The organism is Aeromonas dhakensis (genome assembly GCF_000820305.1).
Taxonomy (GTDB): domain Bacteria; phylum Pseudomonadota; class Gammaproteobacteria; order Enterobacterales; family Aeromonadaceae; genus Aeromonas; species Aeromonas dhakensis.
Genome location: NZ_CDBH01000045.1, coordinates 145,232 through 170,590, shown reverse-complemented (window position 1 = coordinate 170,590; position 25,359 = coordinate 145,232). Strand labels below are relative to the sequence as shown.

Genomic DNA, 25,359 nt, shown 5'->3' with positions numbered 1-25,359 from the left:
GAGACAAGTACACCACGGAGCATGACACCTATAACAGATGCAGTTATATTGAATTACACCTATAACAGTTGCTGCATCACATGTCCCTTTACCGTCAGCTGGCCGACCGCCTGCAACAGCAGATTGAAGCCGGGGTGTGGCAACCCGGCGAGCGCATCCCCTCCATCCGCCAGAGCTGCAAGACCCATGGCCTGAGCCCCATGACGGTGTTGCAGGCCTATCAGCTGCTGGAGAGCCAGGGGCGGATCCTCGCCCGCCCCCAGTCCGGCTACTACGTCAAGGCGGCACCTTCCCGTCCTGCCGCCAGCCTGCCCCAGCAGGCTCACTACAGCGGCTCGGTGGACATCAACGATCTGGTGTTCGAGGTGTTGCAGGCGAGCAAGTCACGGGGGCTGGTGCCCCTTGGCATGTCGGTGGCCGACCCCACCCTGTTCCCTCATCCCCAGCTCGGGCGGGCGCTGGCCAGCTGCATGCGCCGGCTCGACCCCTTCAGCACGGTGGCAGACCTGCCCCCCGGCAACGAGGCGCTGCGCCGGGCCATCGCCCAGCGTTACGCCAGCGAGGGACTGGCGGTGGACCCCCAGCAGATCATCATCACCACCGGCGCCATGGAGGCGCTCTCCCTCAGTCTGCAGGTGCTGACCGAGCCCGGTGACTGGGTGGTGGTGGAGTCCCCCACCTTCTATGGCGCCCTGCAAGCCATCGAGCGGCTCAAGCTCAATGCGGTGGAGATCCCGGTGATCCCCGGGGTGGGCATCGATCTCGCCCTGCTGGAGGAGGCCCTCGCCCAGCGCCCCATCAAGGCGTGCTGGCTGATGGGCAATGTTCAGCACCCGCTCGGTCACACCATGCCGGATGAGCACAAGCAGGCGCTGATGGCGCTGCTCAACCGACGCGGGGTGGCGCTGGTGGAGGATGACGTCTATGCCGAGGTCTATTTTGGCCGTGAGCGGCCAAGGCCCATCAAATACTGGGATACCCGGGGCGAGAGCCTGCTGTGCAGCTCCTTCTCAAAGTGCCTGGCACCGGGCTTTCGGGTCGGCTGGGTGGTGGCGGGTCGCCACGCCGAGCGGGTGCAGCGGCTGCAGCTGATGTCGACCCTCTCCACCAATGTGCCCAGCCAGCTGGCGCTGGCCGAGATGCTGCGTCAGGGCGGGGTGGATGCCCACTTTCGCCGGCTGCGCCACACCCTGGCCCAGCGCCAGCAGCAGATGCGGGCCGCCCTGCTGCGCCTGCTGCCGGGGGAAGTGAGCATCTCCTCCCCCGATGGCGGCTATTTTCTCTGGCTCGAGTTTGACCCGCGCCTCGACAGCCGAGCCCTGCACGCCCGGGCGCTGGCCAGCGGTTTCTCGCTGGCCCCCGGCGCCCTCTTCTCCAGCAAGGGACTGCACAACCACTGCCTGCGACTCAACAGCTCCCATCCCTGGAGCGAGCAGCTGGAGGCGGCCCTGATCAAACTGGCCGGGCTTATCGACGCCACCCTCAAACAGGGCACGTCATGTGAATAGAGGTCTGACTCAATAACACATGACCCGGATGGGAAGTGCGCTTGCCCCCTGCATATGGGAACAGGCATTTACCCAGCCACCAACAAGGAGTGCCATTTAATGGCAGTTGTCAGATATTTTCACCAGCGTGGCGTCAAGGACAGCATCATTACTATCGGCAAAGACAGCAATTCCCTTGACCATTCCCCCCTGCTTGAGAACGCCTGACAGCAGGGCTTCATCAACCGTGTCAGCGTTGAACACCTGATTATTTCTGCCGTATGCTTTCAAACACATCTTTGATAAATCAATATCACCACCTGATAGTTTGGCCAAGGCAATATCAAAGGTTTTTGTGTAGGCGTTATTGGTTCCTATCGATATCGAACCGTGCGATTTTTCTGTGGCATACACGGCGATATCCCCAACCGTTGCTGCATTGGCGGCGAAACCGGAACCAGCCAGTACCAGAGCGGCCGCAACAATAGAGTTTCTCATCTCAATCTCCTGATAAAAAATGCAAATAGACCCGCCTTATAAAAAACAGAAAGGTCATCAGTAAATATTACTTGGCACCATGATTGACTTTATTAAATCGTGAACATGTCGGGTTAAGTACATTTTCAAAATATGATCTTCACCCACCCTGAGTAAAGGGTGTAATTACATTTACTTACAATTGCACAAGTTGTTGCGAAATATGACAAGCCTGACTTGCAACGTCATTTTCTATCAATGACAACGCAGCAAAATAATATTGTTTCACTCAATATTGGCAACCGATGGCCAAAGAGCGACAGAAAATAATGCGGCGCCAAGAGCAAACAACAGAGGCCCGTAACGGGCCTCTGTTTGGGAGATAACCTGGCTTATCTGGCCATGGTCTGTGACAGTATCTTGAACCCCAACCTCTCGTAGAGCGCCTTGGCGCGCTCGTTGAATGCCATCACCTCCAGCCGCAACTGGCTGGCGCCCTGCGCCTTGCCCCACTCATCGCAATGGGCGATCAGCGCCTTGCCGATCCCCCGGGAGCGCTGCCCCTCATCGACCACCAGGGTGCCGATGCGGCAGATGGGCTCCTTGCTCAGAAACGGGATGGTCTCGTTGATGTCGATGCGGGCGGTCAGAAAGCCCGCCACGGCTCCATCCTGCTCGGCTACGCAAAACAGGCGCCCTTCGGCGGCGATGGCTGCCAGCAAAAAGGCCCGCTCCTCGGGGGATGGCGGGCAGAATACCTGCGGCGCCTGCGCGAAGTGGATCTCCCCTATCTGCCGGTTCAGCTCGAGGATGGCGTCGATGTCCTGCTCACGTGCCTTGCGTATTTCCAATGAATGCTCCTTGCCTCAGTGTCCTGACGATGATGTGTCCTGGCGATGAGACGGTCTCATCTGCTCCCTTTGACCTGGGTTCCATCATAGTGGCTGCCGAGCCAGACAAGCCAGACAAGCCAGACAAGAAGTGCCGCAACAGCCTTTGGCAGGCATCTGAAAACAACAAGGCCCCGTCACGGGGCCTTATCGACAATCCATGTACTGAGCGGGGGTCAGGCGGGGGCATCCAGCTGGGCCACCTGGCGCTCAATGCTGCCTTTGAGGTTTTCATCGAGCTTAAGGGCGCGCGCCAGCTCGTCCAGATAACCGCGCTCCATGAAGTGATCCACGTCGATGGCAAGCAGGGAGGCGAGATAGACCTCGGTGGCCAGCTCCATGTCGGTCACTTCCCGCGCCAGAGCGTGGGGATCCAGGGGGCGGGCCAGCTCGGCATCAATCCAGCGGGCTGCATCGCTCTGGCCCTGCTCGGTCAGGTACTGCTGGATCTTCTGACGCTCGTCGTTGTCGATATGGCCGTCGGCCCGGGCCGCCGCCACCATGGCGCGCACCAGAAGCGCGGCTCTGGCATCCAGCGCATTGCCCTGCAGGGTATCGAGGGGTTGGGTCGGCTGGGCCGGGGCAGACTGCTGAGCCTGCCAGTCCTGATAGAGCTTGTAGGCCAGGCCGCCGAGGGCCGCCGCACCGCCCACCGCCGCCACCTTGCCGCCATATTTGCGCACCTTCTTGTTGCCAAGCAGCAGGGCCATGGCACCGGCGGCGAGGCCCCCTTGCGCCATCCCCTTCATCTGCGCCTTGCGGCTGTCGCCACCTTCGTTGAGCCAGCCCTTGCCAGCTCCCATCAATTGCTCCAGCATTTGTTTCATGGGACCTCCTCGTTGGATGGTGAACCATGCTGAACCTGCCCCACTGAACTCAAGGTGAATGGATGCCACTGCCCCGCCTGCTGTCGCTGACCCTGCTGACCCTGATGGCGTTCGCTGCCAACTCGGTGCTCTGCCGGCTCGCCCTGTTCGAAGAGCGGATGGATCCCGCCCTCTTCACCCTGCTGCGTCTGACCAGCGGCGCCCTGGTGCTGGTGTTGCTGTGCGGCGCGCGCCAAAAATCCCCCTGCCAGGGGGACTGGGGCGGCGCCCTGGCTCTCATCACCTATGGCGCGGCGTTCTCGTTCTCCTACCTCACCCTGACCGCGGGCACCGGCGCCCTGCTGCTGTTTGCCGCCGTCCAGCTCAGCATGCTGGCGCCGCCCCTGTTGCGCGGGGAGGCTCAGCCCCGCCGCCAGTGGCTCGGCCTGCTGCTCGCCATAGCTGGCCTGGTGGTGTTGCTGCTGCCCGGCCTCAGTGCGCCGGATCCGCTGGGGGCGGCCCTGATGATAGTGGCCGGCATCGCCTGGGCCGGCTATACCCTACGGGCCTCGCGCTTTGCCGACCCGGTCGCCGCCAACGCCGGCCACTTTCTGCGCGCCAGCCTGCCGGCCGCCCTGCTCTATCTGCTATTCGGGCAGCTGCAGACCAGCCCCGCCGCCATCGGCTATGCCCTGGCCTCGGGGGCGCTGGCCTCCGGCCTTGGCTATGCGCTCTGGTATCTGGTGCTGCCCCACCTTGGCCGCACCCTGGCCGCCAGCGTCCAGCTGCTGGTGCCCCTGCTCGCCGCCCTGGCCGGGCTCATCTGGTTGGATGAGTCCTGGTCGTTGCGCTTGGTATTGTCGACCCTGGGCATCCTGGGGGGGATTGCCCTGGTCATCGCCGGACGCCCCCCATCAGGAGAAAAATCATCATGAAGATGCTCGTATTGCTGCTCGGTTGTGCCCTCTCGCTCCCCCTGCTGGCCGCAGTGGAGGACAGAGATGCCAAACAGGCCAAGCTGGATGCCGCCTGCCAGCAGGCCCAGCAACAGCTGGTCGAACAGGGCAAGCAACAGCGGATCGACGCCTGCATCAAGGCGGGCGGCAAGGCCGCCAAGTGCCAGCAGGAGTTCGCCAGCTTCGGCCAGCGCGAGGGCAACAAACGGCCCGATCTCAACAACCTGCCCCCCTGCCAACAGGCTGACGCCTATCGCAAAAGCTACCGGCAATGACCCTCAATCAAGGAGACCCCATGACCCCACCCCGCGAGCTGACCCTGCAATTTCTGGCCGAGCCCGCCGATGTGAATTTCGGCGGCAAGGTGCACGGCGGCATGGTGATGAAATGGATCGATCAGGCGGGTTACGCCTGCGCCGCCGGCTGGTGCGGCGGCTACGCGGTGACCGTCTATGTGGGGGGGATCCGCTTTCTGCGCCCCATCCAGATAGGCCAGCTGGTGGAGGTGCACGCTCAGGTGATCCACACCGGCACCACCAGCATGCACCTGGCGGTGGATGTCTACAGCCGCCACCCGACCCAGCGGGAGCGTCACAAGACCACCCACTGCATCATCATCTTCGTGGCCATGGACGAGCACGGCAAACCGACCCCGGTGCCCCAGTGGCAACCGCAAAACGAGAGCGATCGGCAGCTGCAGCAGTACGCCCTCAAATTGATGGCCCTGCGCGAGCAGATCGATCAGGAGATGCGCCAGCACCTATAAGCCGGGTCGCCCGCGACAGCAGACAGGTCCCCATCCGGGAGCGGCCCTGTATAATGGCGTTTTCCCCGTTACGGAGTCTGTCATGTCATTGGAAACTGCCCCGCCCGAGGTCCAGCTCGCGGTGGATCTCATCGAACTGCTGGAGACCAACCGGATTGAGCCGGCCCTCGCCCTAGCGGCGCTGGCCATCGTCTCCGCGGACTATCAGCGCAAGCTCAACGAAGGCAAGGAGTGCTGAGCAAGGTTGCCTTGCCATCCATCGCGTACAGGAGGTGTCATGGCTGACCCCATCCGTTTTGAAACCGGCCGTCCCATGCAGCTTGCCGGCCTGCGCCGTCACCATGCCTTCGCCCACGCCGACTTCGGCGGCCAATGGCGCGATTTCAGCGCCCTGAGTCCGTTGCCGGGCCAGCTGGGCGAGCATGCCTACGGCGTCATCTGCGGCGTGACCGCCACCGAGTGCGAATACATGTGTGCGGTAGAGGTCGCCGCGCTGGAGGTGCTGCCCAAGACGCTGGGGCGGATGCGCATCGAGCCCCAGACCTATGCCGTCTTCCTGCATCAGGGGCATGTCTCGACCATGCCGCACACCTGGCAGCTGGCGCTGGAGTGGCTGGCGCAGTCCGCTTACCAGTCGGCCCACCAGCCCGATTTCGAGCGCTATGGCGCCGCCTTTGACCCGGACATCGGCAGCGGCGAGGTCGAACTCTGGCTCGCCGTGCTGCCGCGCCAGGCCATCGCCTGAGCATCCCGCGCTCTGCCCTGGTAAACCGGCCAGGTTTAACCCAGACGAGGGGCTGACTCGGTGCACGGGCGGTGCAAGGATATGGCTCCCCTACTGCCCGAGAGTTGTTATGGATAACCAGGAATGTCTCGACCAGGCTGGTCTTTGGAGTCGCTCCGCCCGCATCATGACGCTGGCCTGCCTCATCGTCTTCATGGCCCAGATGGCCACCACCGTTTACCTCCCCTCCCTGCCCGTGGTGATGACGGATCTCGCCATGACCCGGCAAGGGGCCGAAATCTCCATCTCGCTGTTCGTCATCGGCGCCGCCCTGCCGGTGCTGTTCTGGGGCGCCGCCGCCGATCGCTACGGTCGCCGGCTGCCCCTCGCCCTGTCACTCTTGCTGTTTGTCGGCCTCAGCCTGCTGCTGGCCACCACCAGCCAGGGGCCGCTGCTCTTGATCCTGCGCACCCTGCAAGGGGTGGCGGCCGGCGGGGCGGCCATCATCGCCCGCATCCTGGTACGGGATCACTGGCACGGCGATGAGCTGGCGCGCCGCCTCTCGGTGCTCTCCATCGCCTTCATCACCGCCCTTGGCGGCGGTCAATGGATAGGTGGCCTCATCAGCCGTTATGCCCATTGGCAGCTGGGATTCGTGCTGATGGCCGGGGTTGGCGTGCTGGCGCTGCTCTTGATGAGCAGCCTGCCGCTGCAGGGGCCCAATCCGGCGGCGGCGAGCGGCGGCATGTGGGCCCGTTACGCCAGCCTGCTGCGCCGCCCCGGCTTTTTCTGGCCGGCCTGCGCCGGTGGCATCGGCTTTGCCATCACGGTGACTCTGCAGGAGGTGAGCCCCTTCGTGCTGCAGCAGGGGTTTGCCCTCGAGGTCACCACCTTCGGCAGCCTGGGGTTGCTGATCGGGGTCGCCTACTTCGCCGGCGCCATGATGGTCAACTGGCGGGTCGCCCGGGTGGGAGGCCGCCAGCTGATGCGCCAGGGGGCCGCGCTCATTCTGCTGGCGGCCGGCGGCATGCTGCTGCTCTGGGCACTGGGCGCCCTGCAGGGCAGCGGTGGACTGGTGGCCATGATGACCTGCTACTGCCTCATCATCTTCGGGCAGGCGGTGCTCTTTCCCAACAGCATGGCGCTGGCGGTGAGCGATGGCCGCGAGCACGGCGCCTACGCCATGGCTCTGTGCGGCTTCCTGCAGCAGGGGGTGGCCGGGGTGGCCGCCGCCGGCGCCACTCTGGTGAGCCATCACGGCGCCTGGGCTCCGCTCGTCTTCACCCTGGCGCTCGTCACCCTGCTCATCGTGCGCACCAGGGTGCGCTAAGCAGGCACCTGCCTGCGTCCCCTCACCGCTCAGCGGGCCCCATCACCCGATCACACAGGCTGATGAGGGCCTCGCTAAGGCGCGTGAGCGGCTCGCCGCGCTCCGCCCCCAGGTGCAGCGCCAGCTCCACCGGCGCCACCGCCGGCCAGTGGGTCAGCTCCTGCTGATCCGGCTGCAGCAGGCGCCGGGGCAGCAGGCTGACCCCGATCCCGGCGCTCACCGCCCCCTGCAGGCTGGCCAGACTGGCGCTGACGTAGGCGATGCGCCAGCGCCGCCCCAGAGCGTCGAGTACCTCGGTCAGCTGCCGCCGATAGAGCCCTTCGCTCGGGAACACCACCAGCGGCAGGGGATCCCGCTCGCTGGCGGGCCAGGCACGGCTGTCGACCCAGGCCAGCGGTTCGCGCCAGCAGGCGCGCGGCATCCCCTGTCCCCGCGCCTGTTTGACCAGCGCCAAATCAAGCTCGCCGGCCTCGAAGCGCTGCCAGATCTCGTGGCTGAGGCCGCTGTGCACCTCCAGCCGCACCTGCGGGTAATCGCGGGCAAAGGCCGCCAGCACAGGGGCGATGGCGCCGGCGGCAAAATCCTCCGGTACCCCCAGACTCAGCTGCAGGCTGGCCTCGGCCACCTGCTCCTCGGCCCGGGCCAGCAGGGCCAGGATGCTGCGGGCCAGCCCCAGCAGCTTCTCCCCCTCTGCCGTGGTCACCACCTGGCGACCGGAGCGATCCAGCAGCGGGCAGCCGAGCTGTTGTTCGAGGCGCCGCATCTGCTGGCTGATGGTGGATTGGGTTAGGTGCACCCGCTCACCGGCGCGGGTAAAACTGCCGCTGTCGACGATGGCGACAAAGCTGCGCAGCAAGAGGGGATCCAGCATGGTGACTCCATTTACAAAACCACTGGATATCATTCTATCATTTAATTTCCCCATGGCTGGCTTCCCCGCTAGGCTGGTCTCCTCCCATTCCCTTGCCTCGAGGATCCGCCATGCCCCACTCCCTTGTCGAACCCGCCGGCTCACGCCTGATCGCCTCGCTCACCACCAACCCCACTCATCAGGAGTGGCTGGAGCAGGCGCTGCAACTGGCCCTCCATAACCGCCAGCAGGGGGGCAGACCCTTTGCCGCCTTGCTGGTGCAAGGCAACCAGCTGGTGACCAGCGCCGTCAACGGCATGCACCAGGATGGCGACCCGACCCGCCACGCCGAGCTGGAAGCCCTGCGCCAGGCCAGCCAGGTCGGGCCGCTGGCGGGCGCCATCGTCTACGCCAGCGGTCACCCCTGCCCCATGTGCCTGAGCGCCCTGGTGATGAACGGTATCGCCGCCGTCTATTACGCCTTCGATAACGAGGATGCGACCCCGTTCGGCTTTGACAGCACGGCCGCCTACCACAAGCTGGGCCTGCCCCTCGCGCCGCCCCCCCTGCCACTCATCAAGCTGCCGAGCCCGCTGGCCGCCGCCGAGCTCTATGGTGCACAAGACCATGCTTGAGGCCCGCATCGATACGCGCCAGCAGCAGGCCCTGCTGATACTGGTGATCCTGATCGGGCTCAACCTGCGGCCGTTTCTCACCGCCGTCGGCCCCCTGAGCCGCGACATTGCCGAGGCGCTCGGGCTCGGCATGGATACCCTGGCCTGGCTGACCCTGCTGCCGCTCTGGCTCATCGGCGGCGGCGTGCTGCTCACCCCGGCCCTGCGCAGTCGCAGCGGGCCGCGTCAGTTGCTGGGGGCGGCTCTGCTGCTGCTGGGAATGGGCAGCGCCATGCGCTTCGAGGCGGCCAACGGCGCCCTGCTCATCGCCAGCGCCGCCCTCTGCGGGCTAGGCTCGGCCCTGGTGCAGGGGGTACTGCCCGGCCTCATCAAGCAGGCATTTGCCCAGAAGGTACCGCTGGTGATGGGCATCTTCTCCGCCTGCATGATGGGGGGCGGGGCCCTGGGTGCCAGCCTCACCCCGCAGCTCGCCGCCCGGCTCGACTGGTCCCAGGCGCTGGCGCTGTGGAGCCTGCCGGTGCTGCTGGCCATGGGCTGGCTCGGCTGGCGGGTACGGCTGCCCGCGACGCCAGTGGCAATGTCCGGCGGCGGCGAGCAGCGCCTCATCAGCCTGCCCCGCAGCTGGCTGCTGATAAGCTGCTTTGGCATCATCAACAGCGGTTACGGCATCGTGGTGGCCTGGCTGGCGCCGGCCTACATGGCACAGGGCTGGAGCCCCCAACAGGGGGGCGAGCTGGTGGCCTGGCTGGCACTGGCCCAGACCGTGAGCGGCCTCGGCCTGCCGCTGCTGGCCGCCCGCCGGCTCGACCGGCGGCCCTGGATGGGATTGGCCATCGCCATGCAACTGGCGGGCTTTGGCGGCCTCTGGCTGGCGCCGACGGCCGCCCCCATCCTCTGGTGCATGCTGTGCGGCGCCGGGCTTGGCGGCAGCTTCTCCCTCATCATGGTCATCGCGCTCGATCACCTGCCAGATCCGCGCCGCGCCGGCACCCTCAGCGCCCTGATGCAGGGATTCGGCTTCATGCTGGCGGCCACCGGCCCCTGGGTGGCGGCCCGCCTGCATCACCTGAGCGGTGACTTCGCCGCCGCCTGGCAGTGGCAGCTGGCCGGCCTGGTGCTGATGAGCCTGCTGGTGTTGCGCCTCGACCCGCGCCGCTACCCGCGCGCCATGAAGCTGGCCACGGCCTCTCCTGCCCCCGCCCCCATCAACTGATCTGTGCTTGCCTCCTCTTTTCCAGATGAGGAGGCAAGCTCACCCCCCTGCTATGCCTTCCCATCCTTTGCTCGCTTTCCGGCATCGGGCCAGATGAGCAAATCATCAGCAAAGCACTTCATATCCATTTGATTTGTAACACATTAAATCTTCCCATATGGAGGGTTGTGCCGCCATATGAGCCCATTAAGGTAAGGCACTCAGACGAGAATTAATCTCGTTTCGTCTGACAGGGAAGAGGCTGTATTCATCAGGGAGGAGAGCGCCACGCGCCAGTGGCTTTGCTATCACACAAAGGAAATCACATGCAGACAAACACAAAATGGGCTTCTCTACTCGGTGGCTTGGCCATGCTAGGCGGTGCCATCTCACCTGTCATGGCCGACGAGTCATTCAACCTGTGGCAGGAGTGCGCCACCCGCTGCACCCTGGATCTGGCCCAGGGAGTGCGCGCCAGCCAGCTCGATGTCGCCAGCCTGCTGGGCGGACAGACCGATTCCGGGGTACTGCACTACTCCATGGTATTGGAAGAAGGTGGAGACAGCCTCAAGCTGGCCCTCGGCAATGCGCTGACCCTGCGTACGGATGGCACCACCATCACCCTGACCAGCGCCACCGCGGGCAAGGGCCCACGCACCTACAGCTATACCCGCCAGGGACGCGGCAACTGGTCGCTGCACTGGCTGGTTCCCGTCGGCGACGATGCGCCCGCCAGCATCAAGGTCTTCTTCCATGAGCTGGATGCAGGATCCGAGGTGAGCCATATCTCCCCCATCTACAGCATCGAAGTGAGCGACGACCTGCTGCGCACCATGGCCAGCAACTCGACACTCTTCGTCAGGCACGTGGAAAACAACGAGATCAATCGCAGCCTTACCCTCAGTGCGGCTGGTGTCGGCTTCGTGGCGGCGCCCACCCAGCACAGCCGTCAGAAGCGCTGGAGCGAGTGGCATACCGGCAAGGTGCTGTGCCTGCTGGATCCGCTGGATGCGGTCTACAACTATCTGTCGCAGCGCACCTGCAACCTGGGTGATACCTGGGAAGGCAAGGTCTACCGGGTATTGGCCGGGGCCCCCGCCTCTCACGACACCCATATCGTGCCGACCGCCATCAGTCATCGTCTGCACTTTGCCAAGGGAGACGGTCTGGCGGCCCTCACCACCCATCAGGTTTGCGCCATCCCCCTTGAATCCCTGGCCAGAAGCCGTCAACCCAGAGGCTGGGAAGAGCTCAGCCAGTGCGGCTATCCGGTCCACAATCTCGTCACCCTCTATCTGCTGACCCGCCTGCCATGGTCCCAGCTTGATACCGTGATCACCCAGGCGCTGGCCAACACTACGCCAGAGGATGGCTCAACGCCACGAGGGCAGCTGGCGCAAGCCATTCGGGAAAACCCGGCCCAGGCACGGCTGGCCCTGAGCATGGCGGCCGCCCAGAGCGATGCCTTCAGCCACCAGCAGGCGGGCAATAGCCAAGAGCAGGCCGCCAGCGCCGACGTGGTCAATCTCACCTGCCCCGCCGCCGATCTCAACTGCCTGGCGCCAGCCGACAGCGCCGATGCCCTGCAGGAGCGGGACTATCCGAATGGTGCCAGCTTCCTGGGTGACGGGGACGAGGTCAGCTTCAGCACGGCCGGTACTCGCAACTGGTCGGTGACCCGCCTGGAGCAGGCCCATCGCCAGCTGCTGGCGCGCGGTTATCTCTTCGTCGGTTATCACGGCACCTTCCTCGAAGCCGCCCACAGCATAGTGTTTGAGGGGGTGCATGAACGGGATCAATCCTCCATCGCCCCCTGGCAAGGCTTCTATGTCGCCGGCGATCCGGCCCTCGCCTACGGTTACGCCCAGGATCAGGAAGCGGATGCCCGTGGCCGCATCCGCAATGGCGTGCTGCTGCGGGTGTATGTGCCGCGCGCCGCACTGCCCCGCCTCTACGCGACCCAGCAGACTCTGGCCGATCCCGGCGCCGTCGATGGGGTCGGCCGCCTGATTGGTCACCCCCTGCCGCTGCAGCTGGAGGCCATCACAGGACCGGAAGAGGAGGGCGGACGCCTGGAAACCATTCTGGGTTGGCGGCTAGCGGAGCAGGCGGTGGTGATCCCCTCCACCATACCGACCGATCCACGCAATGTCGGCGGCGATCTTGACCCTGCCAGCGTGCCGCAGGAAGAGAGCGCCATCAGCAGCTTGCCTGATTACACCACTCAGCCCCGCGAAGACCTCTGAATCGCGGTTCATCGATACAAAAACACCGGCCTGTGGCCGGTGTTTTTTACTGTCAACGCGGGGAGTGAGAGGGCGCCTAGCGCCCCTTCTTCTGTCGCCCACCCTGACCGGCGCGCGGCTTGCCGGCGGCCGGTTTGGCCCCCTTGTTCGGGGCGCCTTTGCCTGCGCTCCCTTTAGCCGAGCCGCCTTTGCCCGCAGCCCCCTTGCCTGCCGGGGTCCGTTTCTCGAACGCCTCCGGGCCCGGCACGTTGGGGCGGCCACCAATCTCGTGATCGTCGTCGCGCCGTGGCTTCTTGCCCGGTGCCGGCTTGCTGCCTTGCACCGCAGGCACCTTGGGTTTGCCACCCTGGGCATTGGCCGGTTGCGCCCCCTTGGCCGGTTTCACCTCGGAGGAGGAGTCTTCAATCAGCTTGAACAGCTCGATCAGCTCGTCACCGTCGAGATCGCGCCACTCGCCTACCGGCAGCCCCTTGAGGCTGACGTTCATGATGCGGATACGCTCGAGCTTGGTCACCTCGAAGCCGAAGTGCTCGCACATGCGGCGGATCTGGCGGTTCAGCCCCTGCACCAGCGTGATGCGAAACACGAACGGCGCCTCTTTCTTCACCTTGCACTTCTTGGTGACGGTGCCGAGGATCGGCACCCCGGCCGCCATCCCTTTGATAAAGTCGTCGGTCACCGGCTTGTCGACGGTCACCAGATACTCTTTCTCGTGATCGTTGCCCGCCCGCAGGATCTTGTTGACCAGATCGCCGTGGTTGGTCAGGAAGATGAGCCCCTGGGAGTCCTTGTCAAGCCGGCCGATGGGGAAGATGCGGGTGCTATGGTTGACGAAGTCGACGATGTTGTCCTTCTCCCCCGCTTCCGTGGTGGAGACTATGCCCACCGGCTTGTTGAGGGCGATAAAGACCAGGCTGTCCGCCTCACGCGGCTCGATCACCTGGCCGTTGACCTTGACCAGATCCCCGGCAAACACCTGATCCCCCACCCCGGCCCGCTTGCCGTTGATGAAGACACTGCCCTGCTCGATGAAGCGATCGGCCTCGCGACGCGAGCAGATGCCGCTCTCGCTGATGTATTTGTTCAGACGCATGGATTCATCAGCCAGCATGGGTCACCTGCCAGCGGCCCACGGCCTGCTCATGTCTCATCAGAGCGCGGGATGGCCGGCTCACCAGGTCAAAATTGTGCATATCACTCCATCTTTAAAACCGGCCGAGGTCGGCCTTGTCAGCAAAAAACGCCGGCACATTAGCACATTGCTCTGCCGTACACGCAGGATAGTTGCAGCAGGCCGGCACAGCGCCCCGTAAAATGCGCGCCGCGTCACGCCAAAACGGTGCGCAATGCGTCCCCATATAACGGCGCCGCAGGCGGCAAGTGCCGCCATGAAAGCGCCTTATCCCCAGCCCGGACAATGCCCAAAGCCTCACCTCCTGGTGCCCCTCATCTACCTCATCCCGGCCTGCTGCCTGTACTTATCATCTTGTTTCCATTAGGCTTTAAGCCAGCTTTCGAGCTTTAGTACGGCCGCCGTGGATGCGGGGCCGCCCCTCTTTTATCAGTGCCAAGGACTCTCCCATGCTGGCTCGCACCCGCCGCCTCGTTCGCCGCCTTCTTCTCAGCCTGCTGGGTTTGCTGCTGCTCGGCTGGGCCCTGGTAGCCTACTTCGCCTGGCAGGCCGAACCGCTGCAACCCTGGCACACCCTGGTGCCGCCCGAGCTCAGCGCCGAACAGCTCGATGACAGCGACTGGCAGGCCTATCTGGCCCACGAGCAGCAGCTGTTCGAGCTGGTGACCAAGGAGGTAGTCGCCAGAACACCGCCGGAGCAGCAGCTCGACAGCAATCGCTACTATCAGGATGCCCCCATCAATCCGGCTCATTTTGAGACCGACTGGAACCGCTCCTATCTGCTGCGCCCGAGCGGCGAGGTGAAAGGGGTGGCGGTGTTCCTGCACGGTTTGACCGACTCCCCCTACAGCCTGCGCCACCTGGCCCAGCGCTACCGCGAGCAGGGCTTCATCGCCCTGGGGCTGCGCATTCCGGGTCATGGTACTGTGCCGGCAGGGTTGGTCGACATCGACTGGGAGACCTGGCTGGCCGCCACCCGGCTGGCGGTGCGCGAGGCCAGAGTGCTGGCGCCAAGCCCGCTGCCGCTGCATCTGGTGGGGTTTTCCAACGGCGGCGCACTGGCGGTGAAATATGCGCTCGATGCGGAAGGTGACAAGACCGGCACGCTGGCAAGGCCCGATCGGCTGGTGCTTATCTCCCCCATGATAGGGGTGACCCGCTTTGCCCGCTTCGCCGGCCTCAAGGCGGTGCCCGCCCTGCTGCCCGCCTTTGCCAGTGCCGCCTGGCTCGACACCATGCCGGAGTTCAACCCCTTCAAGTACAACTCGTTTCCGGTCAACGGCGCGCGCCAGTCCTACCGGCTGACCCACGCCATCCAGCAGCAGGTGCGTGAGCAGGCTGCCAGCGGCGCACTCGCGGCCTTCCCGCCCACCCTCACCTTCCAGTCGGTGATGGACTACACCGTCAGTACCCGCTCCATCATCGCCGATCTCTACCACTTCCTGCCTGCCAACGGCAGCGAGCTGGTGCTGTTCGACATCAACCGCGGCACCCTGTTCGGCCCGCTGCTGAGCAGCGCCTCCGAGCTGGCGCTGAGCCACCTGTTGCCGCGCCCGCCGCTCTCCTACCGGCTGACGGTGGTGGGTAACCAGGCCCCCGCCAGCACCCGCACCCAGGCCAGCAGTTTGCCGGCCGGCGGCGGGCCTGAGCAGATCCAGCCTCTCGACATCGACTACCCCAGGGAGATCTACTCCCTCTCCCACGTGGCCCTGCCCTTCCCGATGGATGACCCCCTCTACGGCATGGCGCCACGGCCCGAGCAGCACGAGCAATACGGCATCAATTTGGGGGGGTTGGCCCTGCGCGGTGAGCGCGGGGTGCTGATCGTCAACCCCGGCGCCCTCACCCGCACCTCCTCCAACCCCTTCTACCCCTATTTGCAGCAGAAGGTGATAGAGACGCTGACAGCGCCTGCCCAACCGCCGGCCGGCAAGCAGCCAGCCCCGGTCTGGGACAGCGAAGACGAGGCCGCCTATCAGGCGGAGCGGGAAGCGTTTCTAAACGATGGGCAGGAGAGCGAGGCTCCCTTCTAGGGCCCTTGCCAGGGCCCGTTGAGGCTGTGCGTCAGTATGGTGCTGACGTAGGCCCCCTCAGTACTTGCTCAGGCAGGGCGGCATCAATGGCCGTCACCCGATGCCAAGCACCATCAGGGATAACGACTGATCTCAATCAGGTTCTGGTCCGGATCCAGGCAGTAGACCGACTCGATAGGGCCGCAGGCACCGCTCTTAGTCACCGGCCCCTCTACTATCTCCACCCCGTGGCAATGGAGCTGGGCGATGACCTGTTCCAGCGGCCAGCGGGTGATGAGGCAGAGATCTCCCGAGCCCACCTGCGCCCGGTTGCGCGGCTCCTGCCCGAGCAGTTGCAGATTGATCTTCTGGTTGCCAAAGCGCAGGGCCCGGCGCCCCGCCCCGAAGGTGATGGCTTCCATGTTGAGCACTGAGCTGTAAAACGCGACGGCCCGCTCGATGTCACTGACCGTCAATACCAGATGGTCGATATGGCTGATCATGTCCCCTCCTGGCTGATGTGTGTCGATAGTGCTGGCCCGACAGACTGGCATGTGGGCCCCCTCATCATACCCAATTGCACACCCAGCATCTGTGCCGAATGGCGCAAAGATGGCCGAGCAAAGCCGCTAGCTGAGTGAAGGCGGCGTTGGCTTTCACTGTTGGGTACCACACGCCTGATCACGCTGGGCCAGCAGGGTTTCATCATCACTGTCCATCGCGGCCAGAATGGCCTGATTGCAGGCGCGCTCAGCCTGCCGGGCCGCATCCGGTTTGCTCTCGCGAATGTCGGCGATCATGGGGCGGTAGTTGACTGAAGCGGCACAGTACATAGCGCGATACTGGGGCTGCTGCGAGTGGCTGTCGTCCTGGCGGGACAACTGATCGCACAGCTTGCCAAATAGCGCCGCCGCCTTGACAGTGCATTGGCTGAAGCGCCGTGCATCCTGCTCGTAGCTGCGGCAGACGCTTTTCGGCTGCAGCTGCCAAAACTGAAAGGCAAAGGGGATTTGTTCCCCCTCATACTCCACCACCAGCGACTTAAGCTCAGTGCCATAAATATCCGATACCTGCTGCTGTACCAGATTGAGATAAGCCGAGAAAAGATAAGAAACCGGATCCATCACCACCTCCTTGTGGTTGACCTGGGTGAACTGACGTTTGTGACTCGTCCTGCGCTAAGCCCCTAATGAAAAGACCCGCTCTAGCCTACCGCTTACTATCAGCTAATGGCTTGATGATGAACACATTATTGTACCGACACAGCTGAAATAAGGTTTCAATTGGATTATGATTCGCGCCATATCAGGTAACTCGGATGGGGCCATCCCGATCATGTCGGGGCTCAGAGCGACCGAGAAACAGGGCTGAGGAGCCAGTTTTGCGCGAGTCATGGACAGAAGAGGAACTAAGGGCGACGGTCAGCGCCTATCTGGCGATGCGCACCATGGAGCAAAATGGCATCCCCTTCGTCAAAAAGCGCTATTACACCGAACTCGCTAACCAGTTTGGCCGCACCGAGAAGGCATTCGAATATCGAATGCAGAACATCTCCTATATCTGCGCTCTGCTAGGACGAACCTGGGTATCAGGTCTCAAGCCGGCTAAGAACGTGGGCCCCCACAATGCCCCCATCATAGAGCGCCTGCTCTGTGAACTCGATGGCCAACCCTATACCGGCAAGGCTACTTTTGAGCATCACGTGAGCCGCTACCAGGCCAAGCCAACACTCCCCATGCCCACAGGCATTCAAGAACCAGAGCGGCGTTATGGAGCCAGTCCTGGCTATGGTCGAGATCCAAAGGTGAAGGCTTGGGTATTGATGACGGCGGCAGGCCATTGCGAGAGCTGCGCACAACCGGCCCCTTTTCATGCCACCACGGGGGACGCCTTCTTAGAGGTGCATCATCTGCGCACACTCGCCGAAGGGGGCTCGGATACCATCAGCAACACGGTGGCGCTCTGCCCTAATTGCCACCGTGAGCTGCACTATGGCGTCAACCAGGCACAAAAGCGTGAGGCCCTTTATCAGGCGCTACCAAGGCTGGTGCGAGAATAACGCGCCTTCTTCGCTCATAAAAAAACGGCTCACCATTGGCGAGCCGTTTTGATTGGGGTCAGCAGGGGATCCGCTCGATGCGGCCACCGCTCAGTTTGAAGAAGGCATCCTGCGGCAGCTCCTGCAGCCAGGTGGTGGTGTAATCCAAGTCCGCATAGGCGCCGCGCAACATAGCGCCGAACAGGCCGTGAGAGACCACGATGGCGCGCTCGGCGATGCGCTCATCCTGCAACCAGCTCAGCGCCCTGCCCTGAATGCTCTGAAAACTCTCCCCCTCTGGGGCCTGCAGATACCAGTCTGGCTGTTCCAGATCGAGCTCGGGGTGGGCCGCCAGCAGCTCGGGTACCCGGCGACTCTCCCACTCTCCCATCCCCAACTCCACCAGCCGCTCGTCCCAGACGATACGCGCTTGGTCCAAGCCAAGCTGCTGGCACACCCGCTCCGCGGTCTGGCGCGCCCGGCCGAGGGGGCTGGCGTAAATGGTCCAGTCGGCGGGCTCGGCCAGCAGCTTGGCCAGACGGGCCCCCATGGCGAGGGCTTGGGCTTCGCCCTTGGCGGTCAGTTCGGAGTTGCAGCGCCCCTGCAGTCGCAGTTCGGCGTTGTAACGGGTCTGGCCGTGGCGCAGCAGATAGAGGGTACGGGACATGGTTTCTCCAGCAGGTTCAACGAGATAACAAAAACAAGAGAGGCATGGTAGCAGATGTGCCGGGGCAGCCAAGGCGCAGACGGGGGAAAGAAAAAAACAAAACGGGTCAATGGTGACCCGTTTATGCCGGCAGGCTCCGTGCTCAGCCCTTCTTGATCTCCCGCAGATAGCGGTAGATGGAGTGAACCGAGATGCCGAGCTGGCGAGCCGCTATCTGGGCGCTGTCCTTGAGTTCGAAGATGCCGAGCTCGTGCAGCTGGTTGACCATGACCCGGGTCTTCTGGGACGGGGGCACCGCCTCGTTGCCGCGCACCTCGGCACTGACGGTGTCGATGGTGCTGTTGAGGGCCTCGTCGATGTTGCGGGCAAACACCTCCGGGGTGGCGTGACCATCGTGGCCGTGCAGGCACTCCGGCATCATGGTGCGCAGCACGGATTGCAGCGGGGCGTCCATGTCGGTGTTGATGCAGAGCAGACCGATGGCCTGCCCCTCGCCATTGCGAATGACGGTGGTGAGCGAGCGCAGCGTCTTGCCGGTGGCGCACTTGGTCATGTAGGGGCTGGAGATATCCTGCCCGCTCTTGAGCTTCATCATCGCCAGGTTGGTGATGGGGGCTCCGACGCTGCGCCCGGTGATATGGCCGTTGGCAATCTTGATGATCGACGGATTGCGCGCATCCAGGCTGTGCAGCAGCACCTCGGTGTGCTGACCATACATGGCGGCGATGCCGTCCACGATGATCTCCATCGCCTTGAGGATCTCGAAATCGGTCTGACTCAGCTCTTGCAGCTTCACATTGAAACCTTATAAAAGGGCCGCCGACCCGGGCAAGGGCGGCAGCCGACAGGGACACTCAGGCGGACATGATATCAATAATGGTGCTGTCTGTGGCAGACATGCCGTCTTTGACCATCTGGCCCACGTTGCGAATGGTCTGCTCCACGTTGCCCGCCACTATCCCCTGCCCCGACACTGCATGGCTGTTGAGCGCCATCAGGAAGCCGCGCACCGCCGCCCCGGAGGAGGTGCTCACCTTCATGGCGCAGGAGGCCTTGGCGCCGTCGCACACCATGCCGGCGCTGTCGCTCAGCACGTTCTGGATGGCGTGGCAGGATTGTTCGAAACTGCCGCCCGCCAGATAGACCATGGCCATGGCGGCCGCCGCGCTGGTGACCGTGTTGCCGCAAAAGGCCGACAGCGGCGGATAGTGGGACTTGATGTAGATGGCCCCCAGGTGGCTCATGATGAGGGCGCGGGCCAGCTGCTCTTCGCTGGCGCCAAAGCGCTCGGCGATGACCACCACCGGGATGGTGGCGGCGATGCCCTGGTTGCCGCTGCCAAAGTTGCTCATGGCCGGCAGGCTGGCGCCCCCCATGCGGGCATCGGAGGCCGCCGCGGTGCGCATCACGATGCGGTTCATCACGTCCTCGCCGATGAGGCCGGCCTGGATGTTCTGCTGCATGGTGCGGCCAATTTCGAGGCCATAAGGGTTGTTCATCCCCTCGTCGGAGAGTTTGCCGTTGAGCTCGGAGGCCTGCAGGATAAAGCGGATCTGCTCGAACTCCACCTGGGTGGCGAATTCATGAATGGCGGCGATGCTGATGTCGACCCCGTCGCAGATGGCGCCGGTGGCGCCGCCCTGGCCCTGCTCGGCCGTGAAGGTCACTTCATCATTGCGGCGCTGCTCGACGATGCGGGTATGGCCGCCGCACAGGGTCACCTCGGCGCTGTGCTCGGTGCCCTCTGCATCAAGGCCCAGCAAGCGGACCCGGCAATAGATGAACTCGGGGGCCGAGGTGCGGCTCACCTGCACCTGGCCTGCATCGATCAGCGCCTGCGCCTCTGCGACCTGGGCCGGCGTGATGGCGGCCAGCACCTCCAGCCCGGCCTCGGCGTTGCCGCCGATGGCGCCGGCAGCCGCCGCGATGGCCAGCCCGATCTTGCCGGTGCCCGGCACATAGACCCCCATGGAGTTCTTGTAGAGGTTGTCCGACACCACCACCTCCAGCCGGACGGGCTTGCAGCCCAGTTGCCGGGCGGCGACGGCGGCGGCATAAGCGGCGGCGATGGGCTCGGTACAGCCCAGCGCCGGTTTGACAACCTGTTGAATAATCTGCAGATACTGCTGCCACGCTTGCTTCATCAGAACACCCTTTCTATCAACATTAACCAGCGATGTGAGCGATCGCTTCCACTTCCACCCTGACACCCATCGGCAGATCCTTCACGGCAAAGCAGCTGCGGGCCGGACAATCTTTCAGGAAATAGCGTTTATAAACCTCGTTGAACGCGGCAAAATCACTGATCTCGGCGAGATAGCAGGTGGTCTTGAGCACGGTATCCAGGTTGCCGCCGGCGGCCTCCAACACATGCTTGAGGTTCTCCAGCGCCTGACGGCTCTGGGCCTCGATGCCCCCTTCCACCACACCGCCCTGCTGTTTGCACACCGGCAGCTGGCCAGAGGTAAAGATGAGGTCGCCATAGGCTGTGCCATGGCTGTAGGGACCGATGGCATCGGGTGCGGCATCCGCCACTATGATCTTTTTCATATCGCCACTCCTTAAAATGCAATTATTTTTGCAATCATTTGTAATCAACAGTCTTGTCTCGTTCAACATTATTTGCTCATTAATCATTTCATTCAACAAAAACCTGCAAAAACAGCGATAAATTCGGTAATAGTGCAAATGGAAAGCGTGATCAGCCTCCCTTTTTGGGTACAAGAGCGATAAAAGGCATTGTTTTGCCACTTTTCATTCAACTATATTTGCACTTGATTTTACCCCTACAAAAACAAGGTATTTTATGGACGCGCACAGTACGACACTCACCCGGCCCGTGATGGGCACGCTGGAATGGAAAGAAGCGGTTCGTTTTGACAGCACCGACTGGGGCTGGGTCATCATGAGCATCGGCATGGCCATCGGGGCGGGGATCGTCTTCCTGCCGGTGCAGGTAGGATTGATGGGGCTGTGGGTGTTTCTGCTGTCGGCGGTGATCGGCTACCCGGCCATGTACATGTTCCAGCGCCTCTTCATCAATACCCTGGCCACCTCGCCCGAATGCAAGGACTACCCCAGCGTCATCAGCGGCTACCTCGGCAAGAACTGGGGCGTGCTGCTTGGCGCCCTCTACTTCGTGATGCTGGTGATCTGGGTATTCGTCTACTCCACCGCCATCACCAATGACAGCGCCTCCTTCCTGCAAAGCTTCGGGGTCACCCAGCAACTGCTCTCCGAGAATCCCTTCTACGGGCTGGTGCTGATCTGCGCCCTGGTGGCGCTGGCATCGCGCGGCGAGAACCTGCTGTTCAAGATCTCCACCTTCATGGTGCTGACCAAGATCAGCGTGGTGGCAGTGCTCGGCCTGATGATGGTGGGCAAATGGGATGTCGCCAACATCACCGCCATGCCGGCCAGCGGTGACTGGCTGAAGGATGCCATCGTCATGCTCCCCTTCACCCTCACCTCCATTCTCTTCATCCAGAGCCTGAGCCCCATGGTGATCTCCTACCGCTCGCGGGAAAAATCCCTGGAAGTGGCCCGTTTCAAGGCGATGCGCGCCATGAACATCGCCTTCGGCATCCTGTTCGTGGTGGTGTTCTTCTACGCCGTCTCCTTCACCCTGGCCATGGGCCACGAGCAGGCGGTCAAGGCTTCCGAGGAGAACATCTCGGCGCTGGCCATGGTGGCCCAGGGCATGCCGGGCCAGACCCTCAAGCTGCTCAGCCTCACTCTCAACATCTTCGCGGTGATGACCGCCTACTTCGGCGTCTATCTGGGCTTTCGCGAGGCCTGCCAGGGGCTGGCGATGAACCTGCTGCGCCGGGTGATGCCAGAAGATCGCATCAACAAGGGGCTGGTGGGCAAGGGCATCATGGTGTTCACCGTGCTGCTCTCCTGGGGAGCCATCGTGCTCAACGCCCCGGTGCTGAGCTTCACCTCCATCTGCAGCCCCATCTTCGGCATGGTGGGTTGCCTCATCCCGGCCTACCTGGTCTATCAGGTGCCGGCGCTGCACAAGTACAAGGGGGTCTCCCTCTACATCATCATCGTCACCGGTCTGCTGCTCTGCGTCTCGCCCTTCCTCGCCTTCAACTGATCTGCCGGCACCCTGTGTCATCGGCGACGGGCCACCCTGAGGGTGGCCCGTCTGTTTGACCCATTCAGCCCCCTTCCAGAGTGAAAAAGCCAAGAGGATCACAACTTCCACCGCCCTTCCAACCGAGCCTCCCCGGCGAGGAGTAATATCCAGCCATCCCGCTACATGCCCCCCTCGGGGCCCGAGGCTTCATATGAAATGGATATTCATGCCCGCCATCCGGCTCGGCAATCAGCTCTCCTTCAAGTACAAGTTTTTGCTCTGGTCATGCCTGATGCTGCTGCCGCTCGCCTACAGCATGACCAACCTGCTGGGCCGGCTGCAGGACGACAATGCCCAGGCCCGCAAGGAGCTGGCCGGCGTGGTCAAGCTGGCACCGCTGCCCGCCATCGAACAGGCCCTGCTGAGCCATCGCAACCTGGTTACCCGGCACGGCTATGAGCAGAACCCGGTCGGCGAGGAGGAGGTCAAGGCCGCGGCCCGGGCCGTCGATGCGAGCCTGGCCGCCTTTGCCGCCAGTGGACAGCAAAACCCCACCTTTGATGCCCTCGCCCAGGGCTGGGCCGGCCTGCAAAACGAGGCGCTGGGGCTCGAGGTGGATCAGAGCAACCTGCGCCACGACAAGCTGCTGACCGAGGTGCGCCACCTCTACAAGAGCATTACCGCCGCCAGCAGCCTGGTGCAGGATCCCGCGCTCGGCACCTACTACATGGTGGTGCTCGCCAGCGAGCGGTTGCCGCAGCTGCGCGATCTGCTGGCCCAGGTACGGGATCGCGCCGCCACCATCGCCGACTTCGGCCTGTTTCAGGCGCAAGGGTATAGCGCGCTGCGCTTTCGCCTCGACCTCATCAACGCCACCCTGCAGGAGTTGGAGGCCGACCTGACCCTGCTCTACGAGATGGCGCCCACCTATCGCAGCGAGCTGGGCCAGCAGACCGACACCCTGTTGCAGCAGGCCCATCAGGGGGTCGACACCCTGGAAAACAAGATGATGAAGGATCAGCAGGTGCAGCTCTCCAGCCAGGAGGTGCTGGCGCTGGGGGATGGGCTGGATGCCGCCATCACGGCGCTGGCGGGCCAGGTGCGCCAGCGGCTGGAGGCGGATCTGCACCAGCGCATGGCCGCCAACCAGCGCCACTTCTGGTGGGTGACCGGGCCGCTGACCGCTATCCTGCTGGTCTATCTCTACCTGATGATCGGCGCCTATCTCTCCTTGCGCGCCACCGTGGGCCGGGTGCGGGAGATCGCCGCCCGGGTCAACGCCCAGGATCTCGGCCAGCAGATCGAAATCGTCGGCCAGGATGAGCTGGCCGCCATCAGCCGGGATTACAACGTGACCCTGCAGACCCTGCGCACCCTGATGCTGCGGGTGCGGGAGAACGGCGTCAGCGTGGTGGAGAGCGCCACCGAAATCGAAGCGCGGACCTGCCGCTCCCAGGAGGTGATCGCCGATCAGCAAGGGGAGACCCATCAGGTGGCCACCGCCATCAAGGAGCTGGCCGCCACCTCCCACGACATGGCGGGCAACGCCCAGCAGGCCGCCCGCATGACCCAGGAGGCGCAGACCGTGGTGGGCCAGGGCGAGGCGGTGGTCGAGCGCACCATCATCGCCATCGACCACATCAACCGCGAGGTGCTGCGCACCGCCGAGGCCATCGGCCAGCTGGAGCAGCAGTGCAGCCAGATTGGTGGCGTCATCGGGGTGATCCGCGGCATCGCCGAGCAGACCAACCTGCTGGCCCTCAACGCCGCCATCGAGGCGGCCCGTGCCGGCGAGCAGGGGCGCGGCTTCGCGGTGGTGGCCGACGAGGTACGCTCCCTAGCCAGCCGGACCCAGGGGGCCACGGTCGAGATCCAGCAGATGATCGAGCAGCTGCAAACTGGCGCCCGCGCCTCGGTCAGCGCCATGTCCGCCGCCAGCCGCGAGGCGCAGGAGGGGGTCGGTCTGGCCCAGGAGGCCCAGCAGGCCTTTGGCGCCATCACCGAGCGGGTGGGCAGTATGGTCGACACCAACTCGGTCATTGCCAGCGCCATCGAGCAGCAGGGGGCCGTGGTCAACGAGATAGAGCGCAACGTGGTGCGCATCTCCGATGGCAGTGACGAGGCGCTGCAGGTAGCCAACGCCGCCCGCGACGCCGCCCGCCAGATCCACCAGCTCACCGAGCAGCTGCGTGCCATGGTGCAAAGCTTCGTGCTCTGAGCCGGCGCCCGTCACCCACGCCAGCCCCTTGCCGGGCTGGTTTTTTTGCAAATTCAGGCCGTCAGGCTGCATTGTTTTTCTTGGCGAAAAAAGTATCGACTACCCATTGTGCGATGAGATGAAAGCGGGGTAATCTGCAGCCACAACAAGATTCGAACGTTACCTTTATTGCCTGCAACAGGCCCGGGGATCAGTTCGACGCCCGAGAAACAGTTCGACGAAAGTTTGGCGAGAGGAAGCTCGCATCACGACACACAAGTTCAGGCGAGGTATCGCAAATGGCGAAGTACCAGTTTTTCTCTATCCCGGCCTCCAACCGGCAGCAGTACACCTTTATCGACATGGCCTCCCCCACCTTTCTGATTGAGAAAGCCGCGCTGCTGGCGCAGGGGTTCGAGATAGAAGAGGATTTCATCGACGCGGCCAACCCGCGCGAGGCGGTGGAGAAGTATGGCTCCAACTTCCTCTACGTGGCCGATGAGATGGGCAAGTCAGACGCCGGTTACGCCGCGGCCGTCGCCGTGCAGGCGCTCGGCAAGGCACTGCGGGGACAGCGCCAAGAAAGTTGAGTAAATTGAGCAGATAGACGAAATGCGGCCATCGGCAAGCTGCCGATGGCCGCAGCAATATGGTTCAACCGCAGGCGAGCTGGCGGAGCATCTCGATCAACTCCTCCTCGCTGCTGGGCTCATAAGCCAGCGTCATGCTCGGTGCCGCCCCTCCCATCAGCATGTAAACGTGCGTGCTGCAGTGGTCATAGTGATACCACTTACCGTCGATACAGACGTCGGTATAACATCTCGGGTCCCTTTCAAGTTCCATACATCCATCCTTCTGTTACCTACTACC

Annotated in this window: 27 protein-coding genes; 15 read left to right on the top strand and 12 right to left on the bottom strand. The window is 63.5% G+C overall.

Annotation, left to right across the window (positions count from 1 at the left end):
• The first annotated feature begins 80 nt into the window (after window positions 1-80).
• Window positions 81-1,508, top strand: coding sequence for an aminotransferase-like domain-containing protein (locus tag BN1143_RS12195; RefSeq protein ID WP_042050822.1), 1,428 nt, complete (start codon window positions 81-83; stop codon window positions 1,506-1,508).
• Window positions 1,509-1,604: 96 nt separating this feature from the next.
• Here BN1143_RS12195 and BN1143_RS12190 read toward each other — a convergent pair whose 3' ends face one another.
• From BN1143_RS12190 to BN1143_RS12180, 3 genes are all read right to left on the bottom strand, one after another.
• Entirely contained in the window at window positions 1,605-1,985 is a 381-nt protein-coding gene (locus BN1143_RS12190; RefSeq protein WP_042050821.1) for a DUF4354 family protein, read from the bottom strand.
• A 371-nt stretch (window positions 1,986-2,356) separates the two neighbouring features.
• Window positions 2,357-2,815 carry a GNAT family N-acetyltransferase gene (locus BN1143_RS12185; RefSeq protein WP_026141311.1) on the bottom strand — a complete coding sequence of 153 codons (459 nt, stop codon included), beginning with the start codon at window positions 2,813-2,815 and terminating at the stop codon, window positions 2,357-2,359.
• A gap of 215 nt (window positions 2,816-3,030) precedes the next feature.
• Window positions 3,031-3,681: a tellurite resistance TerB family protein gene (locus tag BN1143_RS12180; RefSeq protein ID WP_017766005.1), complete on the bottom strand. Its 651-nt coding sequence runs from the start codon at window positions 3,679-3,681 to the stop codon at window positions 3,031-3,033.
• A gap of 62 nt (window positions 3,682-3,743) precedes the next feature.
• On the opposite strand from BN1143_RS12180, the gene BN1143_RS12175 reads away from it, so the two are divergent.
• The 6 genes from BN1143_RS12175 to BN1143_RS12155 all read left to right on the top strand — a co-directional run bounded on the left by BN1143_RS12175 (window position 3,744) and on the right by BN1143_RS12155 (window position 7,436).
• Complete coding sequence (locus BN1143_RS12175) at window positions 3,744-4,595, top strand: EamA family transporter (protein ID WP_042050820.1); 852 nt, start codon at window positions 3,744-3,746, stop codon at window positions 4,593-4,595.
• Window positions 4,592-4,891 (top strand): hypothetical protein, encoded by a 300-nt coding sequence (locus BN1143_RS12170; RefSeq protein WP_010634401.1) that lies wholly within the window; start codon window positions 4,592-4,594, stop codon window positions 4,889-4,891. The genes BN1143_RS12175 and BN1143_RS12170 overlap by 4 nt, the downstream gene beginning before the upstream one ends.
• Before the next feature lie 20 nt (window positions 4,892-4,911).
• Window positions 4,912-5,382, top strand: a complete 471-nt coding sequence (locus tag BN1143_RS12165) for an acyl-CoA thioesterase (protein WP_005299506.1) — start codon at window positions 4,912-4,914, stop codon at window positions 5,380-5,382.
• Between the two features lie 82 nt (window positions 5,383-5,464).
• Entirely contained in the window at window positions 5,465-5,620 is a 156-nt protein-coding gene (rsmS, locus tag BN1143_RS22000; protein WP_005299504.1) for a pleiotropic regulatory protein RsmS, read from the top strand.
• A gap of 39 nt (window positions 5,621-5,659) precedes the next feature.
• The gene (locus BN1143_RS12160; RefSeq protein WP_042050819.1) at window positions 5,660-6,127 is read left to right on the top strand and encodes a GyrI-like domain-containing protein; all 468 of its coding nucleotides are present in this window, start codon (window positions 5,660-5,662) and stop codon (window positions 6,125-6,127) included.
• A gap of 109 nt (window positions 6,128-6,236) precedes the next feature.
• On the top strand, window positions 6,237-7,436 hold the full coding sequence (locus BN1143_RS12155; RefSeq protein WP_042050818.1) for an MFS transporter: 1,200 nt from the start codon (window positions 6,237-6,239) through the stop codon (window positions 7,434-7,436).
• A 22-nt stretch (window positions 7,437-7,458) separates the two neighbouring features.
• Here the strand turns inward: BN1143_RS12155 and BN1143_RS12150 are convergent, their stop codons facing one another.
• Complete coding sequence (locus tag BN1143_RS12150; RefSeq protein ID WP_042050817.1) at window positions 7,459-8,307, bottom strand: LysR family transcriptional regulator; 849 nt, start codon at window positions 8,305-8,307, stop codon at window positions 7,459-7,461.
• A gap of 110 nt (window positions 8,308-8,417) precedes the next feature.
• Here BN1143_RS12150 and BN1143_RS12145 point away from each other — a divergent pair, with 110 nt between their 5' ends.
• From BN1143_RS12145 to BN1143_RS12135, 3 genes are all read left to right on the top strand, one after another.
• Window positions 8,418-8,921 (top strand): nucleoside deaminase, encoded by a 504-nt coding sequence (locus BN1143_RS12145; RefSeq protein ID WP_042050816.1) that lies wholly within the window; start codon window positions 8,418-8,420, stop codon window positions 8,919-8,921.
• On the top strand, window positions 8,914-10,134 hold the full coding sequence (locus tag BN1143_RS12140; protein ID WP_042050985.1) for a cyanate transporter: 1,221 nt from the start codon (window positions 8,914-8,916) through the stop codon (window positions 10,132-10,134). The genes BN1143_RS12145 and BN1143_RS12140 overlap by 8 nt, the downstream gene beginning before the upstream one ends.
• 344 nt (window positions 10,135-10,478) lie before the next feature.
• On the top strand, window positions 10,479-12,359 hold the full coding sequence (locus tag BN1143_RS12135) for an exotoxin A binding domain-containing protein (RefSeq protein WP_042050815.1): 1,881 nt from the start codon (window positions 10,479-10,481) through the stop codon (window positions 12,357-12,359).
• Between the two features lie 76 nt (window positions 12,360-12,435).
• Here BN1143_RS12135 and rluF read toward each other — a convergent pair whose 3' ends face one another.
• Window positions 12,436-13,470, bottom strand: coding sequence for a 23S rRNA pseudouridine(2604) synthase RluF (gene rluF, locus BN1143_RS12130; RefSeq protein WP_042050814.1), 1,035 nt, complete (start codon window positions 13,468-13,470; stop codon window positions 12,436-12,438).
• Window positions 13,471-13,940: 470 nt separating this feature from the next.
• On the opposite strand from rluF, the gene BN1143_RS12125 reads away from it, so the two are divergent.
• Window positions 13,941-15,524 carry an alpha/beta hydrolase gene (locus BN1143_RS12125; protein ID WP_042050813.1) on the top strand — a complete coding sequence of 528 codons (1,584 nt, stop codon included), beginning with the start codon at window positions 13,941-13,943 and terminating at the stop codon, window positions 15,522-15,524.
• A gap of 113 nt (window positions 15,525-15,637) precedes the next feature.
• Here BN1143_RS12125 and BN1143_RS12120 read toward each other — a convergent pair whose 3' ends face one another.
• Together BN1143_RS12120 and BN1143_RS12115 are read right to left on the bottom strand one after the other, a co-directional pair.
• Window positions 15,638-16,006, bottom strand: a complete 369-nt coding sequence (locus BN1143_RS12120) for a VOC family protein (RefSeq protein WP_010634411.1) — start codon at window positions 16,004-16,006, stop codon at window positions 15,638-15,640.
• A gap of 153 nt (window positions 16,007-16,159) precedes the next feature.
• On the bottom strand, window positions 16,160-16,627 hold the full coding sequence (locus tag BN1143_RS12115) for a hypothetical protein (protein ID WP_017781761.1): 468 nt from the start codon (window positions 16,625-16,627) through the stop codon (window positions 16,160-16,162).
• Window positions 16,628-16,884: 257 nt separating this feature from the next.
• On the opposite strand from BN1143_RS12115, the gene BN1143_RS12110 reads away from it, so the two are divergent.
• Window positions 16,885-17,562 carry an HNH endonuclease gene (locus tag BN1143_RS12110; protein ID WP_042050812.1) on the top strand — a complete coding sequence of 226 codons (678 nt, stop codon included), beginning with the start codon at window positions 16,885-16,887 and terminating at the stop codon, window positions 17,560-17,562.
• A gap of 58 nt (window positions 17,563-17,620) precedes the next feature.
• Here the strand turns inward: BN1143_RS12110 and BN1143_RS12105 are convergent, their stop codons facing one another.
• The 4 genes from BN1143_RS12105 to BN1143_RS12090 form a co-directional block, all read right to left on the bottom strand.
• On the bottom strand, window positions 17,621-18,208 hold the full coding sequence (locus BN1143_RS12105) for a histidine phosphatase family protein (protein WP_042050811.1): 588 nt from the start codon (window positions 18,206-18,208) through the stop codon (window positions 17,621-17,623).
• 142 nt (window positions 18,209-18,350) lie between these two features.
• A complete protein-coding gene (locus BN1143_RS12100; protein WP_005299461.1) occupies window positions 18,351-19,004 on the bottom strand; it encodes a helix-turn-helix transcriptional regulator in 654 nt (217 codons plus the stop codon).
• Window positions 19,005-19,062: 58 nt separating this feature from the next.
• Window positions 19,063-20,352 (bottom strand): L-cysteine desulfidase family protein, encoded by a 1,290-nt coding sequence (locus BN1143_RS12095; RefSeq protein WP_005299458.1) that lies wholly within the window; start codon window positions 20,350-20,352, stop codon window positions 19,063-19,065.
• Between the two features lie 22 nt (window positions 20,353-20,374).
• A complete protein-coding gene (locus tag BN1143_RS12090; RefSeq protein ID WP_005299455.1) occupies window positions 20,375-20,758 on the bottom strand; it encodes a Rid family detoxifying hydrolase in 384 nt (127 codons plus the stop codon).
• 256 nt (window positions 20,759-21,014) lie between these two features.
• On the opposite strand from BN1143_RS12090, the gene BN1143_RS12085 reads away from it, so the two are divergent.
• From BN1143_RS12085 to BN1143_RS12075, 3 genes are all read left to right on the top strand, one after another.
• Window positions 21,015-22,310 carry an SLC5/6 family protein gene (locus BN1143_RS12085; protein ID WP_042050810.1) on the top strand — a complete coding sequence of 432 codons (1,296 nt, stop codon included), beginning with the start codon at window positions 21,015-21,017 and terminating at the stop codon, window positions 22,308-22,310.
• 193 nt (window positions 22,311-22,503) lie between these two features.
• Entirely contained in the window at window positions 22,504-24,510 is a 2,007-nt protein-coding gene (locus tag BN1143_RS12080) for a methyl-accepting chemotaxis protein (protein WP_042050809.1), read from the top strand.
• Between the two features lie 278 nt (window positions 24,511-24,788).
• Complete coding sequence (locus tag BN1143_RS12075; RefSeq protein ID WP_042050808.1) at window positions 24,789-25,079, top strand: hypothetical protein; 291 nt, start codon at window positions 24,789-24,791, stop codon at window positions 25,077-25,079.
• 64 nt (window positions 25,080-25,143) lie between these two features.
• Here the strand turns inward: BN1143_RS12075 and BN1143_RS12070 are convergent, their stop codons facing one another.
• On the bottom strand, window positions 25,144-25,332 hold the full coding sequence (locus BN1143_RS12070) for a hypothetical protein (RefSeq protein WP_010634417.1): 189 nt from the start codon (window positions 25,330-25,332) through the stop codon (window positions 25,144-25,146).
• Window positions 25,333-25,359: the final 27 nt, after the last annotated feature.